Here is a 16014-nt window from a genome sequence, read left to right as displayed (position 1 = left end):
TTAGCGCTCCAGTTGAGTGAGTTCGTTGGGGGGCAATTGGCTGCCCGCCAAAGGTAATCGCAGGGTGAAACAGGTGCCTTGGCCGAGGGTCGATTGGACTTCCATCTGGCCCTTGTGATTGTTGGTGATGATGAAGTACGAAACCGACAGGCCAAGCCCGGTGCCCTGGCCGATTTCCTTGGTGGTGAAGAACGGCTCAAACGTACGTTTGCGCACGCTCTCGCTCATGCCGATGCCGTTATCTTCCACCTGGATTTCCGCCCATGGCGGGTTGAGCCGGGTACGCAGGATGATACGCCCTGGCTCGCTGTCATTTTCACGCTGGTGAATCGCCTGTGCGGCGTTTTTCAGCAGGTTGAGCAGTACCTGCTCCAGTTCGTTGGCGGTGCCGGGGACCGGGCCCAGTTGTGGGTCGAACTGGCGGATGATCGCCTGGCCCTTGAAGTCGAAACCGACGATGAGGTCGAAGTCGTTGCCGGCAATTTCCACGGCCTGGTCGATCAAGGCCGGCAGGTCGCAGGGCGCCATCTGGCGGTTGCTGCGGCGGCTGAAGCTGAGCATGTGGGTGACGATTTTTGCCGCCCGGGCGCCGGCCTGCTGGATGCCGTCGAGCAATTGCGGCACTTCGCGGCTTTGCAGGTAGCGGTTGACCATGTCCAGGTCGATGCCCACCTGTTCGGCATGCTCAAGGTTTTTCGGCAGTTCGTTGGACAGGCGGCGGCGGATGTTCTGCACGTTATGCAGGATCGCCCCCAGCGGGTTGTTGATTTCGTGGGCCATGCCGGCGGCCAGGCCGCCGACCGAGAGCATCTTCTCTGACTGCACCATCATCTCTTCCAGGGACAGGCGCTGGGTGATGTCGTCGATCCGGATCACCACGCCGCGCCCGGCGCCGCCCATCAGCGGGTAGAAGGTCAGGGCATAGTGCTTGGGCTCGTCATCCTTGACCCAGGTCACTCGCTCGATCCGCTCCACGGTGTGTTGCTCCACCGTGGCCTTGATTTGCGGCAGAAAGGGTTTGAGCGGTTGGAAGGCAAGGAAGATCGGCTGGTTCAACGCCTCATCCAGACGGGTGCCGGAAAGCGCGCTGGCTTCCTGGTTCCACTGGGTGACATAGAGCTGTTCATCCAGGGCGATCAGCGCCGAGGGCATCGAGTCGATGATGCTGTTGAGGTAGTTCTGGAAGCCGGTGAGTTTTTTCTCGATCTTGCTGCGCACCTGGACTTCCAGCTCCAGCTTGCGGTTGGTGTGGCGGGTTTCTTCCGCCAGGCCCTGGGCCTGATCGTAGGCGGCCTGGGAATCATCCCGCGCGCGCTTGAGTTGCTGCTCGCGGGCTTCAATGCGCGAAAGCATGGTGTTGAAGGCTTCGGCCAGGCTGCCGATTTCGTCGTGGTTGCCGCGACCGGCGCGCAAGGCGTAGTTCTCTTCCCGGGTGACCTGACGCGACAGTTCTTCCAGTTCATGGATCGGCCGGGTAATCAGGCGCTTGATCTGTCGGGCAATCACCAGCCACAGCAGCACACTGAAAATCAGGATGCCCAGGCTGGCGGTAAAGGTCCCGGTGTAAAAGGCCACCGGCAGTTCGCTGCTGGCCACCAGCAGCAAATGCCCGGACGGTTGGCCGGCACGGGGAAGGGTGATCACCTGATTGCTGCGAAACTCGGTGGCGCGCCAGATTTCGATCTCATTGTAATTGGCTGGCAGGTGCAGGCGATTGGCATGTTGCAGTTGGGCCAGGCGCGTACCCTCACCGTCATATAAGGCTGCGGCCCGCAAGGGTGAATAGCTGGTCAGTTCATCCAGCAGGTTTTGCGCCTTGAGCGGCGAGTCCAGGGCCTGGGCCGCCAGCGACGGGTTCGACACCAGTCGACCGATGGCCTGCAAGGCCTGGGGCGCCATGCTTTCCTGGGAGATCCAGTAGGCGGCGCTGATAAAGGTCAGGTTGGCCACCAGCAAGACGGTGGTCAACAGGACCAGCAGGGCCGCCAGCAGTTTTTGCCCAACCGGTAGATTTTCGAGACGCTGGCGCAGTGGCATCAAGGTTTTCGCTGCAAAGGAACAAGCAGGCAGGGTAGCGCGTGCTTCAGTCGCTGGGCAATCCGCGTGCAGACAGTTGCTGTACCAGGCGGACCTGTAGTTGTTGCAGGTGCGGCAAGGTCAGGTGGTGACGTGCGGCCGCTTGGCAGGCATAGCCCAGCAAGTAGCTGATTTCGGTGCGCCGGGCATTGGCCACGTCCTGGTACATCGATGAGTAATTGGCCGCCGTGGCCTGGATCACCCGTTCCACTTCGCTCTGCAAACCCTGCGCGGCGGCGGGTTGGCCGCAGCATTCCAGCAGTTCGGCGAGTTCGGCGCACAGGGTGGCCACTTCGCACTGATGGCCTTGCAGTTCCCCATTGCGGCATTCGTAGAGCACGGTCAGCGGGTTGATGGCGCAGTTCAGGGCCAGTTTGCGCCACAGGCGGGTGAGTATGTCGGTGCTCCACGCATGGGGAATACCGGCGGCTTGCAGGTCATCCAGCCACAGCGGCGGGGTAGGGTGGCTCGCGTCCCCCAGCCAGGTGTAGCCATGGCCGGCAAACACCACCCGCCAGTCGCTTTCGCGAAACGCGCCTTCGGTGCTGGAGGCGAAGATGCAGCGTGCCTGGGGCAGTTGGGCGGCGACGGCGTCCTGGCTGCCCAGGCCGTTTTGCAGCAGGATCAGTTCGGCGTCGGGTGCCAGTCGATGTTCAAGCTGTGCGACGGCTGGTTGGGCGTCGTAGGCTTTGCACGCCACCAGCAGGCGATGAATCGGCCCAGGGCTGTCGGATGTTTCGCCGACGACTGGATAGGTGTGAGCCACGCCGTGCTCGACCAGGGTCAGGCCCTTGCCGGTCTGATAGCTCGCCAGCCGCGCGTGGTCCCGCAGGATCAGGCGCACGGGCAACCCGGCGCGGGCCAGGCGGGCAGCCCACAATGTTCCGAGGCTGCCAGCGCCGAGGACATGCCAGGTGGTCGACATCAGTTTTTACTCCGTAAGGCTGCCCGCAGTGAACGAGGCGAAAGAACCGCTATAATGCCCGGGCATTTTAGCCTGGGCGTGCTCCATCTCTACTGAGCCGCGCCCCTTTTTATTGGAGAAATTACATGCCGTCGTTCGACGTGGTATCCGAACTGGACAAACACGAAGTCACTAACGCCGTCGAGAACGCCGTCAAGGAGCTGGATCGCCGCTATGATTTGAAGGGCAAGGGCAGCTTCGAGTTCAAGGAAAAGGAGCTGACCGTCAACCTGACCGCGGAAGCCGACTTCCAGCTGGAAGCGATGATTGAGATCCTCAAGCTGTCCCTGGTCAAGCGCAAGATCGATGCGCAGTGCCTTGAAATCAAGGACGCCTATGCCTCCGGCAAGCTGATGAAGCAGGAAGCCGTGCTCAAGGAAGGCATCGACAAGGAGCTGGCGAAGAAAATCGTCGCCCACGTCAAGGACGCCAAGCTCAAGGTCCAGGCCTCCATCCAGGGCGAGCAGGTGCGTATCACCGGCAAGAAGCGTGACGACTTGCAAGAGGCCATTGCTGCCCTGCGCGCCAAGACCTTCGACATGCCGCTGCAGTTCAATAACTTCCGCGACTGATAGCACTTTGGGGAACCTGTGGGCGTTTTTGACGTCCCACGCCCCAGAACCTGCGCCCACCATTGAGCCCTACGGGGCTCAATTGTGTTCAGGGCCAACCAATAGGCCGAGCATCCGGTAAACAGGAGAATGTAGATGGACTTGAACGCTGAAGTGGATCACCTGATCAAGAGCTCGGAGTCATGGTTACCGATGATCATGGAATACGGTAGCCGATTTTTGCTGGCGGTGGTCACCCTGGCCATCGGTTGGTGGCTGATCAACGTCTTGACCCACCGAGTGGGGCGTTTGCTGGCACTGCGTAATGCGGACCTGGCGCTGCAACACTTCATTACCAACCTGGCGAACATTGCGCTCAAAGTCATGCTGGTGGTCAACGTGGCCTCGATGATCGGCGTGGCAACCACCTCGTTCGTTGCCGCGATCGGTGCCGCTACCCTGGCCATCGGCCTGGCCTTGCAAGGCAGCCTGGCGAACTTCGCCGGCGGCGTGCTGATTCTGTTGTTCCGCCCGTTCCGCATTGGTGACTGGATCGAAGCCCAGGGCACTTCCGGTACCGTCGACAGCATCCAGATTTTTCACACCGTGCTGCGCACCGGCGACAACAAGACGGTGATCATCCCAAACGGCAGCCTGTCCAACGGCCTGATCACCAACACCAACCGTCAGCCGACCCGCAAGGTAGTGTTTGATGTGGGTGTCGACTACGAAGCCGACCTGCAGAAGGCCCGCGAAGTGCTGCTGGAACTGGCCAAGGATCCACGGGTGCTGGCTGATCCGGCGCCGGCAGCGGTAGTTTCCACCCTGGGCGACAGTTCGATCACGGTATCCCTGCGAGTCTGGACCAAGACTTCGGATTATTGGGATGTGATGTTCATGTTCAATGAACTGGCACGTGACCGTTTGAAAGCCGCGGGGATTGATATTCCATTTCCGCAGCGGGTTATTCGCGTCATGCAGGAAAGTGCAGCGAAGTGACGATATGACTCGCGGACTAAACTTGGCCAATGTGTCAGGTTTGATTCGCGAGACCAAACTAGATAGTTAGCTTGCTAGTTATCGGTTGTTGAGATTAAGTTGCAATAAAAAAGCCGCTCACTTGTGAACAAGTGAGCGGCTTTTTAGTTAGAGCCGAAGCCCTAAGTCATCGTTGTAATCAAACTGGCAATTACAAGATGTTCAACGGGTAGTTTGCAATCAGGCGCAGCTCGTCGATCGACGGCGAGCCGTAGTAAACGCTATCACTGGAGCGGTAGGTAGCTTGACGCAGACGCAGGCTCAGGTCTTTAGCCGGGCCGCTCTGGATCACGTACTTGGCTTCGATGTCACGTTCCCACTCTTTGGCGTTGTTGGTCACGCCATTGTCAGCACCGCTACCGGTGACATAACGAGTCATGAAGCTCAGGCCTGGAATGCCGAAAGTGGCCATGTTCAGGTCGTAGCGAGCTTGCCAGGATTTTTCACCTTCAGCGTTGAAGTCGGAACGGGCAACGGAGTTGGCGAGGAAAATCGTGCCGCCGCCGTCTACGCCGTAACCGTAGTCACCGTCGCCTGTAACCTTCTGGTAGGCCAGGGTGAAGGTGTGAGCGTCGATGGTGTACGCGCCTTGCAAGCTGTAGGCACGGTTGTCGAGCTTGGTGGTGTTGTCTTTTTCTGCGCGCTGCAGACCAAGGCCATCACTTTTGGTGCTGTAGATGTTGAAGTCAAAGGCCAGCGACTGTTCCTTGCTCAGGGCATGGGTCCAGTTGATGTTGGCGTAGGTCTTCTTCCAGTAGTCTTCGGTTTTCGCGTAGTACAGGCTACCGGTCAGCTCTGGGGTGAACGCGTAGACGCCACCGACAAAGTTGGTTTCCTTCAGGCCCAGGCTGTCATGGTAGGTCTGGGCTTGCGCGGTGCTGGCGGTGAAGTGACCACCTTCCAGTTTCAGGCCCTTGATCTCGTTGCTGGTGATCGAGACACCTTGTGGCAGCTCTGGCAGCAGGCGGCTGTCGTCGGAAGCGAAGACAGGAGCGGTGGTGTATTGGTCGCCGATTTTCAAGACCGTGTCGGAGAAACGGAATTTAACGGCGGCGCCACCTTTGGAGTAGTCATCCTGTGCACGGCCGTCGGAGCCGTTAGGGAACAGGCCGGTACCGGCACGACCCTTGCCGCTGTCGAGCTTGACGCCCAGCAGACCGATAACGTCTACACCGACACCGATGGTGCCTTGGGTAAAGCCCGATTGGTAAAGACCATTGAAGCCCAGACCTGTTTCTTCGCGGCGGCTCTGAGTGCCCGAAGGATTGTTACGGAAGTCGCGGCTGAAATACAGCAGGCGAGTGTTGATGCTGAAAGTGCTGTCTTCAACAAAGCCCTTGGCATCGTCCTGGGAGGACGCGATTGCGAACTGCGAGGTGCCTGCTGAAACAGCCAGGGCGATCATGCTCCACTTCATCACGCGCATCGTGATTTGCTCCTTTGGTTTTAGGAAGAGTACTGCCGTCCCACCTATATTTTTGTCTGGGCGGCTCTTTCTTTTTTGTGTCGGCGCAAAGTTATATCACGCAGACATTATTGACGATACTTGCACATCTATCCTTTCAGCTTCTTTACGGGCCTGTCGTAAATTGCTAGCTCCATGTCGCAAATTCACAGTCCGCTTGTAACCGGACTGACAACTTCAATACTGTTTAAAAGCATCGAGGTGGGGGTGGGAACCTCCCTTCTCAAAGTTTTAACTCTTTCCTGAAAAAGCATTGAACCGCGGTTGTTTTCAGTCGCGAAACACCTGCTTCCTGCCGGTGCCGTTGTCGACGATGCAGGGGTGAATGCAACAAGCGTGCACAAACCGGTAACCGAATGTGATTTTTTCGTGAAAATTGTCAACGGCCTGTAAAAACCGCATAAGCACGGGCTTTTTACGCCGTTTGGTTTGGCCTTGTTGCACCTGTCGCGCTTCTCTGCGGTGGTGCATAAAACCTGCACCAGAACAAAACGTTACCGGTTCACCCCTTTCTGTGGGTAGTCGGCGGATCCCTTTGAGGCACAAATGGGTCATTTTGGTGCAGGTGTTCCTTGACTGCGTTTTGCTATGAAGTCGCTCTTCGCCCCTTGAAAGCCCTCTGGCTCAAGGTCTAGAGGGAGCGCCCGCGTCCCGACTTTGACTGTATCAGGGTACATTGGTCATTTAGCGTAGCTGAAATATTGGTGTGTCTCGAAATGGTGCGCTTTTTTTCATGACGTGCTGTTTGGGCGCGTAATTGGCCTGATGCATTCGCCGTGAAGCGCTCGGCATTCGCAGGTATGCTGGGCGCCTGAAATTTGACCCGCCGAACGGGAGTGACTGCTGTGTTCGCCTTAGATCCACGTCTTCAACAAGACACCTTGCCCATTGGGGATTTCCCCCTGTGCCGGCTGCTGCTGTCCAATGACTCGAATTACCCCTGGTTCATCCTGGTGCCGCGCATCGACGGTATCAGCGAAGTGTTTCAACTGGATGTCGCTGACCAGCAGCGGGTGTGGCAGGAAAGCACGGCGCTGGCGCAACTGCTCAATGAAGGGTTTGGCGCCGACAAGATGAATATCGGTGCCCTGGGTAACGTGGTCAGCCAACTGCACGTGCATGTAATCGTGCGCAAGCGCGATGACGCTGCCTGGCCGGCGCCGGTCTGGGGCAAGCATCCGGCGAAGCCTTACAGCGACGAGCAGGTGGCGGCGATTCGTGCACGCCTACGCGAGATCCTGCCGGCTGATTTCATGTTTCTGGAGGCTTGAGTCATGGACCTCCAAGACCGTGTGACCGATCTGGAAAGCCGCCTGGCCTTTCAGGACGACACCATTGAGACCCTCAATGACATCCTGGTCACCCAACAGCGGGCGGTCGAGCGTCTGCAGTTGCAGATGACTGCGCTGCTCAAGCGCCAGGAAGAAATGGGCGGCCAGTTCGAGTCATCCGAGGAAGAAGCGCCGCCGCCTCATTATTAATAAGGCAGGGATGAATCCCCGGGCATAAAAAAACCGCGATGCAGCCAGGCTGCATCGCGGTTTCTTTTTTTCGGGGTGCTGGATTCAGCGACGCGGCAACGCGGCGATCACATCTTCAGCTTGCAGGCCCTTGTCACGATTCATGACGGAGAACTCCACGCGCTGGCCTTCCACCAGTACGCGATGGCCTTCGCCGCGAATCGCCCGGAAGTGGACGAAGATATCGTCGCCCGAATCCCGGGAAATAAAGCCGAAGCCCTTGGAGGTGTTGAACCACTTGACGGTACCGGTATCCCGGTTGGTCATGTCGTAGCTTGGCGACGCAGCGGCCGGGGAGGAACGGTAGAAACTGATGGCCAGATGAAGAACGATGGCGACCAGTGCGATTGCCAGGCTGAGCAGGACGGCCGGGTGGCCACCGACTTCAGGCATTGGCGCCAGCAGGGTGAGGGTTTGCACGACAACAGCCAGGACCAGCAGGGCGCTGACCAGGTTTTGCAGTTGATGACGCGGGCCTTTGTTCCAGTAAGGAATGACTGGAGCCAGTGTCAGGTTAAGAAGACCAAAAAAGGTCAGGTAGAGAGCGTCAGGTTGTTGCAGGTAAGGCAGGGTTTCTGATCGCAGGCTGGGGATAAAGGACAGCAGCAAAGCTGCAGCGCCCGTTAGCAGGTGGACGATTTTCAACATTTTGATTAACTCACGTTAAGACGGATCACGAGGAAGAGCTGACTGGCACGGTTCGCTTCTGAACAATGGGAGGCGTTGGACACGTACACGGGTATCAGCCTATGCCGCTTGCCGCGAACAAAAACGGCGGCGACACGCTGCCTATTTAACAGCAAAGCCTGTGCCTACTCAAATCAAGCATTTCGGGCTGTTGCGAGGCATGCGGCATTTCTGCGTCAAACGCTTGTCCTAGACAGGTGCGGACTTTTTCGCCAGCGGCGGATAATTTTTTCGGCAGGGCTTGAAGCTTCGCCAGCCGTGTAAACCCGCTCTGCGAGGGGCGATTTGCCGCACCTCGAGAGGGTCGGCCGGGCTGCGCAAGGCCGGCACTCTTGCTAGAGTGGTCCTGCACCTGATCAATGAATGTTTATCAATTGAAGGGGAAACACATGGCAATCGATATTGGTATCAGTGAAGAAGACCGTAAATCAATCGTTGACGGACTTTCGCGCCTGCTTTCCGATACCTATGTACTTTACCTGAAGACCCACAACTTCCATTGGAACGTAACGGGCCCGATGTTTCGCACACTGCACTTGATGTTTGAAGAGCAGTACAACGAACTGGCGCTGGCGGTGGATTCAATTGCAGAGCGTATTCGCGCCCTGGGCTTCCCCGCACCGGGTGCTTATTCGGTGTACGCACGACTTTCTTCGATCAAGGAAGAAGAGGGGGTGCCGAGTGCTGAAGACATGATCAAGCAATTGGTCGAAGGCCAGGAAGCGGTTACCCGCACGGCCCGGGGCATCTTCCCGTTGCTGGATAAAGTCAGCGATGAACCCACTGCGGACTTGCTGACCCAACGTATGCAAGTTCATGAAAAGACCGCGTGGATGTTGCGTTCCCTGCTCGAAAACAAGTAATGCCGGTGGCGGGTGGGCGTCGAGCTGACGCCCCTCGCGTGCCTGTTTTCCGGCGATTTCCCTGACCCTGCGAGCTTCCTGATACACGCGTTGGCTTGTCCTACGGCGATCGGCTCCCTGTCTTCTGGCTGCACTTGTCTTCTTGATGTTTTATAGCTCAACGGCCAACGACAACACTGATGAGTGGCCGTCAGGCAATGGAGTGTCAAGTGTATGTCACGCGGAGCAGGTAATGGAGTTATGGAAACGTGCGGGTTGCACAAGATAAAGGTAGATCCCTTTGCCAAAGGGTTCGATATGAACTTGGCCAGGCCATTATCCCGATCCGTTCGGCTTAATGGTTTTTCGACATGTTTGCGACTCGAGGAGGTGTATTGGAATATCCTCACGGAGATAGCCAGGATCAATACGTGTTCGGTCAGTGCGCTGCTCTCTTACGTGGATCGTGAAGTGCACTTGCGATATGGCGGTGTAAAGAACTTCAGCGGTCTGGTCAGGGTGGTTTGTGTGGTTCATGTATTGAAAGAGCGCCTTAATGCGCCGGGTGTCCATCCGGACCTGGCATGATCCTTGTGCCAGTCGCCAGGCTCGGGATTGCCCCGGGTCGGGCGCCTGGCAGAAGCCTGCTGCAGCCACCTATATAAAGAGCAGCGCGCCGCTACGGCTGCACGGCCTCGATTTACCAGATATAATCCCGGGCTTTGCTGCGCATGCCGGGACTTTCCCACGGGATAGAGCCAGGGCAGGGCGTGGCGCAGTAATGATCTGATCGCCGAGACATCTCCATGCCCATGTACGACTATCAATGCGCTTCCTGTGGTCATCAGTTGGAAGCCATTCAAAAGATCAGCGCAGCGCCGCTGGTCGATTGCCCTGCCTGCCAGGCTCCGGAGCTCAAGAAGATGTTGTCCATGCCGGGCTTTCGCCTGAGTGGCAACGGTTGGTACGAGACCGATTTCAAGACCGGTTCGAAGAAGAATCTGGCCGGCGGCGACAAAGCAGACTGAGTTGAACTCTACGCGCAGGCTCCTGCATTATCCGTCACCTGACTTAGCTGTACGGTGATGAGGCAGGCCTCCACCGAATTTCGAATTACGAGAAGCGAAACCACTATCATGATGCGCAGCCACTATTGCGGCCAACTGAACGAGACCCTGGAAGGTCAGGAAATCACCCTTTGCGGATGGGTTCACCGTCGCCGCGACCACGGCGGGGTGATCTTCCTCGATATCCGTGATCGTGATGGTCTGGCCCAGGTGGTGTTCGATCCGGACCGCGCCGAGAGCTTCGCCGCCGCCGACCGCGTGCGCAGCGAGTACGTCGTGAAGATCACCGGCAAGGTTCGCCTGCGTCCGGCTGGTGCCACCAACGCCAACATGGCGTCGGGCATGATCGAAGTGCTGGGTTACGAACTGGAAGTGCTGAACGAGTCGGAAACCCCGCCGTTCCCGCTGAACGAGTTCTCCGACGTTGGCGAAGAAACCCGCCTGCGTTATCGCTTCCTGGACCTGCGTCGCCCGGAAATGGCCGAGAAGCTGCGTCTGCGTTCGCGCATGACCACCAGCATCCGTCGCTTCCTGGACGAGAACGGCTTCCTCGACGTCGAGACGCCGATCCTGACCCGCGCTACTCCGGAAGGCGCCCGCGACTACCTGGTGCCGAGCCGTACCCACGCCGGTTCCTTCTTCGCCTTGCCGCAATCGCCGCAGCTCTTCAAGCAACTGCTGATGGTGGCCGGCTTCGACCGTTACTACCAGATCGCCAAATGCTTCCGTGACGAAGACCTGCGGGCCGACCGCCAGCCGGAATTCACCCAGATCGACATCGAGACCAGTTTCCTTGATGAAAAAGAGATCATGGGCATCACCGAGCAGATGATTCGCAACCTGTTCAAGGAAGTGCTGAACCTGGAGTTCGGCGAATTCCCGCACATGACCTTCGAAGAAGCCATGCGCCGTTACGGTTCCGACAAGCCAGACCTGCGTAACCCGCTGGAACTGGTTGACGTTGAAGACCAACTCAAAGACGTTGACTTCAAGGTGTTCAGCGGCCCGGCCAACGACCCGAAGTGCCGTATTGCCGCCTTGCGCGTGCCTGGCGCTGCGAGCATGCCGCGCAAGCAGATCGACGACTACACCAAGTTCGTCGGCATCTACGGTGCCAAGGGCCTGGCGTACATCAAGGTCAACGAGCGCGCCAAGGGCGTTGAAGGCCTGCAGTCGCCAATCGTCAAGAACATCCCTGAAGCCAACCTCAACGTGATCCTTGATCGTGTTGGTGCGGTCGACGGCGACATCGTGTTCTTCGGTGCCGACAAGTCGAAGATCGTCAGCGAAGCCCTGGGTGCACTGCGGATCAAGGTCGGTAACGACCTGAACCTGCTGACCTGCCAGTGGGCGCCGATGTGGGTTGTCGACTTCCCGATGTTCGAAGAGAACGACGACGGTAGCTTCAGCGCGCTGCACCACCCCTTCACCGCGCCGAAGTGCACGCCGCAAGAGCTCGAAGCCAATCCGGCTGGCGCTCTGTCCCGTGCCTACGACATGGTACTCAACGGCACCGAGCTGGGTGGCGGTTCGATCCGTATCCACCGCAAGGAAATGCAGCAATCGGTCTTCCGCCTGCTGGGCATCAACGAAGATGAGCAGCAAGAGAAGTTCGGCTTCCTGCTCGACGCCCTGAAATACGGCGCGCCGCCTCACGGTGGCCTGGCCTTCGGCCTGGACCGTCTGGTGATGCTGATGACCGGTGCCCAGTCGATCCGTGAAGTGATTGCCTTCCCGAAAACCCAAAGTGCTGCCGACGTCATGACGCAAGCACCGGGTGTGGTGGATGCCAAGGCACTGCGCGAGCTGCATATCCGTCTGCGCGAGACACCAAAGGCTGAGTAAGGCCGCAGCGTGAAAGCGCCATAGGGTTTTACATTGTCAGCTAAGGGCGCATCTTCGGATGCGCCTTTGCGTTACAAGGGCTGCACGTTAAAGAGGGAAGTCCCGCCTGGGGCGGGATCGACAGGTTTCTACAGAATTTCGGAGTTGTGTTATGGCTGGCCATTCCAAGTGGGCGAACATCAAGCACCGCAAAGAGCGTCAGGATGCCAAGAAAGGCAAGATCTTCACCAAGTGGATTCGCGAGCTGACCGTGGCTGCGCGCCAGGGTGGCGGTGACCCGGGTTCCAACCCGCGTCTGCGCCTGGCCCTGGACAAGGCCCTCGGCGCCAACATGAGCCGCGACATCATCGACCGCGCTGTGGCCCGTGGTGCCGGTGCGGCCGATACCGACGACATGGTCGAGTTGAGCTACGAAGGCTACGGCCCGGGTGGCGTGGCGGTGATGGTCGAGTGCATGACCGACAACCGCAACCGTACTGCGGCTGCCGTGCGCCATGCGTTCAGCAAATGTGGCGGCAACCTGGGCACCGACGGTTCGGTGGCCTACCTGTTTGAGCGCAAGGGGCAGATTTCCTTCGCGCCGGGCGTTGACGAAGATGCGTTGATTGAAGCGGCGATGGAGGCAGATGCCGACGACGTGGTGACCAACGAAGACGGTTCCATCGACGTGTTTACCTCGTTCGCGGGCTTCTACTCGGTGCGTAACGCGTTGGAAGCGGCCGGTTTCAAAGGTACCGATGCGGAAATCGTGATGCTGCCCACCACCAGCGCCGAGCTGGACCTGGATGGGGCGCAGAAGGTGCTCAAGATGCTCGACATGCTTGAAGACCTGGATGACGTGCAGAACGTCTATTCCAATGCCGATATCCCGGAATCGGTGGCCGAACAGCTAGGCTGAGGGATGATGCAGATCTAATGTGGGAGCGGGCTTGCTCGCGAAGGCGGCGTGTCAGTCAGTCGATAAGGTGACTGATACACCGCCTTCGCGAGCAAGCCCGCTCCCACATTTTGATCTTGGCTATATCAAGAATTTTTTATCCAACTGCAGGCGTTATGACTCTAATCCTAGGTATCGACCCCGGTTCGCGAATCACCGGCTTTGGCGTGGTCCAACAGACCCCGCGAGGCTGCGTGTACGTAGCGTCGGGCTGTATCCGTACCGGCGCCGGCGAATTGGCCGAGCGCTTGCAAATCGTTTACCGCGGCGTGCGTGAAGTGATCCAGACCTACGGGCCAGTGACCATGGGCATCGAAAAAGTGTTCATGGCAAAAAACGCCGACTCCGCCTTGAAGCTCGGCCAGGCCCGCGGTGCGGCCATCGTCGCGGGTGCCGAGGAGGGCATGGAGATTGCTGAATACACCGCGACCCAGGTCAAGCAGGCCGTGGTCGGCACTGGTGCGGCCAACAAGGAGCAGGTGATGATGATGGTCATGCACATGCTCAAGCTCACCGCCAAGCCGCAAATCGATGCCTCCGACGCCCTGGCCATTGCCATTTGCCATGCCCATACCCGTTCCAGCCTGATGCCCCATGGCTTGGGGACGGCACGCAGTCGTGGCGGCCGGCTGCGTCTCTGATAGCATCAGCGCATTCATTCTGCGTGGGGTGCATGAACGGCCTGTGCTGGCGGCCGGCATGCCCGCGTTATTACCGGCTAGGCCTTGATCTGAGCCGATTCTTAAGGATTCGAACGTGATTGGACGCTTGCGCGGCACCCTGGCTGAGAAACAGCCGCCGCACCTGATTCTGGATGTAAACGGGCTGGGCTATGAGCTTGAAGTGCCCATGACCACCCTCTACCGCCTACCGTCGGTCGGTGAGCCGCTGACCTTGCACACCCACCTGGTGGTGCGCGAAGACGCACAATTGCTCTATGGTTTCATTGGCAAGCGTGACCGGGACTTCTTCCGTGAGCTGATCCGCCTGAACGGCGTGGGCCCGAAGCTGGCGCTGGCGCTGATGTCGAGCCTGGAAGTGGATGAGTTGGTGCGCTGCGTATCGGCCCAGGACACCTCGGCGCTGACCAAGGTGCCAGGCGTTGGCAAGAAAACCGCCGAGCGCTTGCTGGTGGAGCTCAAGGACCGCTTCAAGGCCTGGGAGGTCGTGCCGAGCATGTTCGCCCTGGTGCCTAACCAGCCGGATGCGCCGGGTGTGCCGGTGGCCAGTGCTGAAAGTGATGCAGTCAGCGCGCTGATCTCCCTGGGCTACAAGCCGCAAGAGGCGAGCAAGGCCGTGTCAGCCATCAAGGACAAGAACCTGAGCAGCGAAGACATGATCCGCCGCGCCCTGAAGGGAATGATTTAAGTGATTGAAGCTGATCGTCTGATCGCGGCCACCGGCCCTCGTGATCGTGAAGAAATCCAGGACCGGGCGATTCGCCCCCTGAGCCTTGCCGAATACATCGGCCAGCCCACCGTGCGCGAGCAGATGGAGCTGTTTATCCAGGCGGCGCGCGGGCGCAGCGAGTCCCTGGATCACACGTTGATCTTCGGCCCGCCGGGCTTGGGCAAGACCACCCTGGCCAACATCATCGCCCAGGAAATGGGCGTGTCGATCAAGTCCACCTCCGGCCCTGTGCTGGAACGTCCGGGCGACCTGGCGGCGCTGCTGACCAACCTGGAGCCCCACGACGTACTGTTTATCGACGAGATCCACCGGCTTTCGCCCATCGTCGAGGAAGTGTTGTACCCGGCCATGGAAGACTTCCAGTTGGACATCATGATCGGCGAAGGCCCGGCCGCGCGCTCGATCAAGCTCGACCTGCCACCGTTCACCCTGGTGGGGGCCACCACCCGTGCGGGCATGCTGACCAATCCGCTGCGAGACCGTTTCGGGATTGTTCAACGTCTAGAGTTCTATAGCACGGCGGATCTGGCCACCATCGTCAGCCGTTCGGCGACTATCCTCGGCTTGCCCCTGGACCCCGAAGGCGCGTTTGAAATCGCCCGCCGCGCCCGGGGTACGCCGCGGATTGCCAATCGGTTGCTGCGTCGGGTGCGCGATTTTGCCGAAGTACGCGCCAAAGGGCATATCACCAAGCCCGTGGCAGACCTGGCGCTGAACCTGCTGGATGTGGATGAGCACGGCTTTGACCACCAGGATCGGCGCCTGCTGTTGACCATGATCGAGAAATTCGACGGCGGCCCGGTGGGCGTGGACAGCCTCGCGGCAGCCATCAGCGAAGAGCGGCATACGATTGAGGATGTACTGGAGCCGTATCTGATCCAGCAGGGCTACATCATGCGTACACCGAGGGGGCGTGTGGTCACCCGGCATGCGTATCTGCACTTTGGGTTAAACATTCCGTCACGATTGGGCGAGATGCCCGTAGTAGACGAATTCCTTGATGCAGTGGACGATTAAAAACGCTTGGCGATTCGATTTATTCGGCGTTTGTGCTGTCCTAGTGGCTGGCGTCGTCATTCTTTCGTTAGAAATGTGCCACAGAATGAAAAACAGTTGCCTGGCCGGATTGGCAACCTGAGGAGTAAGCACTAGAGTATGCGCGCGCAAAACGGGGATCAGTCGTTCGCACATCGCTGTCGCGTTTATTACGAGGACACCGATGCCGGCGGCATCGTTTATTACGTCAATTACCTAAAGTTCATGGAGCGGGCTCGAACCGAGCGGCTACGGGAGCTGGGCTTTGCCCAATCCCAGCTGGCAGGGGAGGACCTGTTGTTTGTCGTGCATTCCAGCGAGGCTCGTTATTACGCGCCGGCGCGACTGGACGACGAACTGCTGGTCAGCGCAGAAATAACCGAATTGAACCGTGCCAGCCTGCGCTTTAAACAGCAGGTCAGGCGGGCTACGGATGCAACGCTGCTCTGTGAGGGGCAGTTCCTGGTGGCCTGTGTTCGCACCAATAGTTTGAAACCCCGGGCCATTCCCGAAGCTCTACGCACGGCCTTTGCCGGCGTGAGCGGCGCGGGTAAACATTCAGAGCAGGAGATTTAGC

17 protein-coding genes are annotated in these 16014 nt (G+C 58.7%); 13 read left to right on the top strand and 4 right to left on the bottom strand.

Annotated elements, in window-relative coordinates; translation table 11 throughout:
• Nucleotides 1–2037, bottom strand: coding sequence for an ATP-binding protein (locus LIY45_RS05260; protein ID WP_226475575.1), 2037 nt, complete (start codon nt 2035–2037; stop codon nt 1–3).
• Between the two features lie 46 nt (nt 2038–2083).
• Nucleotides 2084–3001 (bottom strand): putative 2-dehydropantoate 2-reductase, encoded by a 918-nt coding sequence (locus tag LIY45_RS05255; RefSeq protein ID WP_226475574.1) that lies wholly within the window; start codon nt 2999–3001, stop codon nt 2084–2086.
• Nucleotides 3002–3126: 125 nt separating this feature from the next.
• Between LIY45_RS05255 and LIY45_RS05250 the strand changes: the two genes are divergently transcribed.
• Both LIY45_RS05250 and LIY45_RS05245 read left to right on the top strand, forming a co-directional pair.
• Entirely contained in the window at nt 3127–3612 is a 486-nt protein-coding gene (locus LIY45_RS05250; RefSeq protein ID WP_017475669.1) for a YajQ family cyclic di-GMP-binding protein, read from the top strand.
• 135 nt (nt 3613–3747) lie between these two features.
• Nucleotides 3748–4590: a mechanosensitive ion channel domain-containing protein gene (locus tag LIY45_RS05245; protein WP_063027605.1), complete on the top strand. Its 843-nt coding sequence runs from the start codon at nt 3748–3750 to the stop codon at nt 4588–4590.
• Nucleotides 4591–4780: 190 nt separating this feature from the next.
• On the opposite strand, the gene LIY45_RS05240 is transcribed toward LIY45_RS05245, so the two are convergent.
• Entirely contained in the window at nt 4781–6055 is a 1275-nt protein-coding gene (locus LIY45_RS05240; protein ID WP_017475671.1) for an OprD family porin, read from the bottom strand.
• An 884-nt stretch (nt 6056–6939) separates the two neighbouring features.
• Between LIY45_RS05240 and LIY45_RS05235 the strand changes: the two genes are divergently transcribed.
• On the top strand, nt 6940–7365 hold the full coding sequence (locus LIY45_RS05235; RefSeq protein WP_226475573.1) for an HIT domain-containing protein: 426 nt from the start codon (nt 6940–6942) through the stop codon (nt 7363–7365).
• A 3-nt stretch (nt 7366–7368) separates the two neighbouring features.
• The gene (locus LIY45_RS05230) at nt 7369–7575 is read left to right on the top strand and encodes a SlyX family protein (RefSeq protein ID WP_017847119.1); all 207 of its coding nucleotides are present in this window, start codon (nt 7369–7371) and stop codon (nt 7573–7575) included.
• An 84-nt stretch (nt 7576–7659) separates the two neighbouring features.
• Here LIY45_RS05230 and LIY45_RS30765 read toward each other — a convergent pair whose 3' ends face one another.
• Nucleotides 7660–8262, bottom strand: coding sequence for a cold-shock protein (locus LIY45_RS30765; protein ID WP_017475675.1), 603 nt, complete (start codon nt 8260–8262; stop codon nt 7660–7662).
• Nucleotides 8263–8690: 428 nt separating this feature from the next.
• Between LIY45_RS30765 and LIY45_RS05220 the strand changes: the two genes are divergently transcribed.
• The 9 genes from LIY45_RS05220 (at nt 8691) to ybgC (ending at nt 16013) form a co-directional block, all read left to right on the top strand.
• A complete protein-coding gene (locus tag LIY45_RS05220; protein ID WP_003209800.1) occupies nt 8691–9164 on the top strand; it encodes a Dps family protein in 474 nt (157 codons plus the stop codon).
• 213 nt (nt 9165–9377) lie between these two features.
• Complete coding sequence (locus LIY45_RS05215; RefSeq protein ID WP_226475572.1) at nt 9378–9731, top strand: ribbon-helix-helix domain-containing protein; 354 nt, start codon at nt 9378–9380, stop codon at nt 9729–9731.
• Between the two features lie 218 nt (nt 9732–9949).
• A complete protein-coding gene (locus LIY45_RS05210) occupies nt 9950–10171 on the top strand; it encodes a zinc ribbon domain-containing protein (RefSeq protein ID WP_003209804.1) in 222 nt (73 codons plus the stop codon).
• Nucleotides 10172–10279: 108 nt separating this feature from the next.
• Nucleotides 10280–12055 (top strand): aspartate--tRNA ligase, encoded by a 1776-nt coding sequence (gene aspS / locus LIY45_RS05205; protein ID WP_003209808.1) that lies wholly within the window; start codon nt 10280–10282, stop codon nt 12053–12055.
• Between the two features lie 151 nt (nt 12056–12206).
• Complete coding sequence (locus LIY45_RS05200) at nt 12207–12953, top strand: YebC/PmpR family DNA-binding transcriptional regulator (protein ID WP_003209810.1); 747 nt, start codon at nt 12207–12209, stop codon at nt 12951–12953.
• Nucleotides 12954–13108: 155 nt separating this feature from the next.
• Nucleotides 13109–13633 carry a crossover junction endodeoxyribonuclease RuvC gene (gene ruvC, locus LIY45_RS05195; protein ID WP_003209812.1) on the top strand — a complete coding sequence of 175 codons (525 nt, stop codon included), beginning with the start codon at nt 13109–13111 and terminating at the stop codon, nt 13631–13633.
• Between the two features lie 115 nt (nt 13634–13748).
• Nucleotides 13749–14360, top strand: coding sequence for a Holliday junction branch migration protein RuvA (ruvA, locus tag LIY45_RS05190; protein ID WP_010169952.1), 612 nt, complete (start codon nt 13749–13751; stop codon nt 14358–14360).
• Entirely contained in the window at nt 14361–15419 is a 1059-nt protein-coding gene (ruvB, locus tag LIY45_RS05185) for a Holliday junction branch migration DNA helicase RuvB (protein ID WP_226475571.1), read from the top strand. It begins immediately after the preceding gene.
• A 138-nt stretch (nt 15420–15557) separates the two neighbouring features.
• Nucleotides 15558–16013 carry a tol-pal system-associated acyl-CoA thioesterase gene (gene ybgC, locus LIY45_RS05180; RefSeq protein WP_017475680.1) on the top strand — a complete coding sequence of 152 codons (456 nt, stop codon included), beginning with the start codon at nt 15558–15560 and terminating at the stop codon, nt 16011–16013.
• The last annotated feature ends 1 nt before the right edge of the window (nt 16014 follow it).

This window comes from Pseudomonas sp. MWU16-30323, assembly GCF_020515595.1.
Taxonomy (GTDB): Bacteria; Pseudomonadota; Gammaproteobacteria; order Pseudomonadales; family Pseudomonadaceae; genus Aquipseudomonas; species Aquipseudomonas yamanorum.
This window is presented reverse-complemented; position numbering and strand designations above follow the sequence as displayed.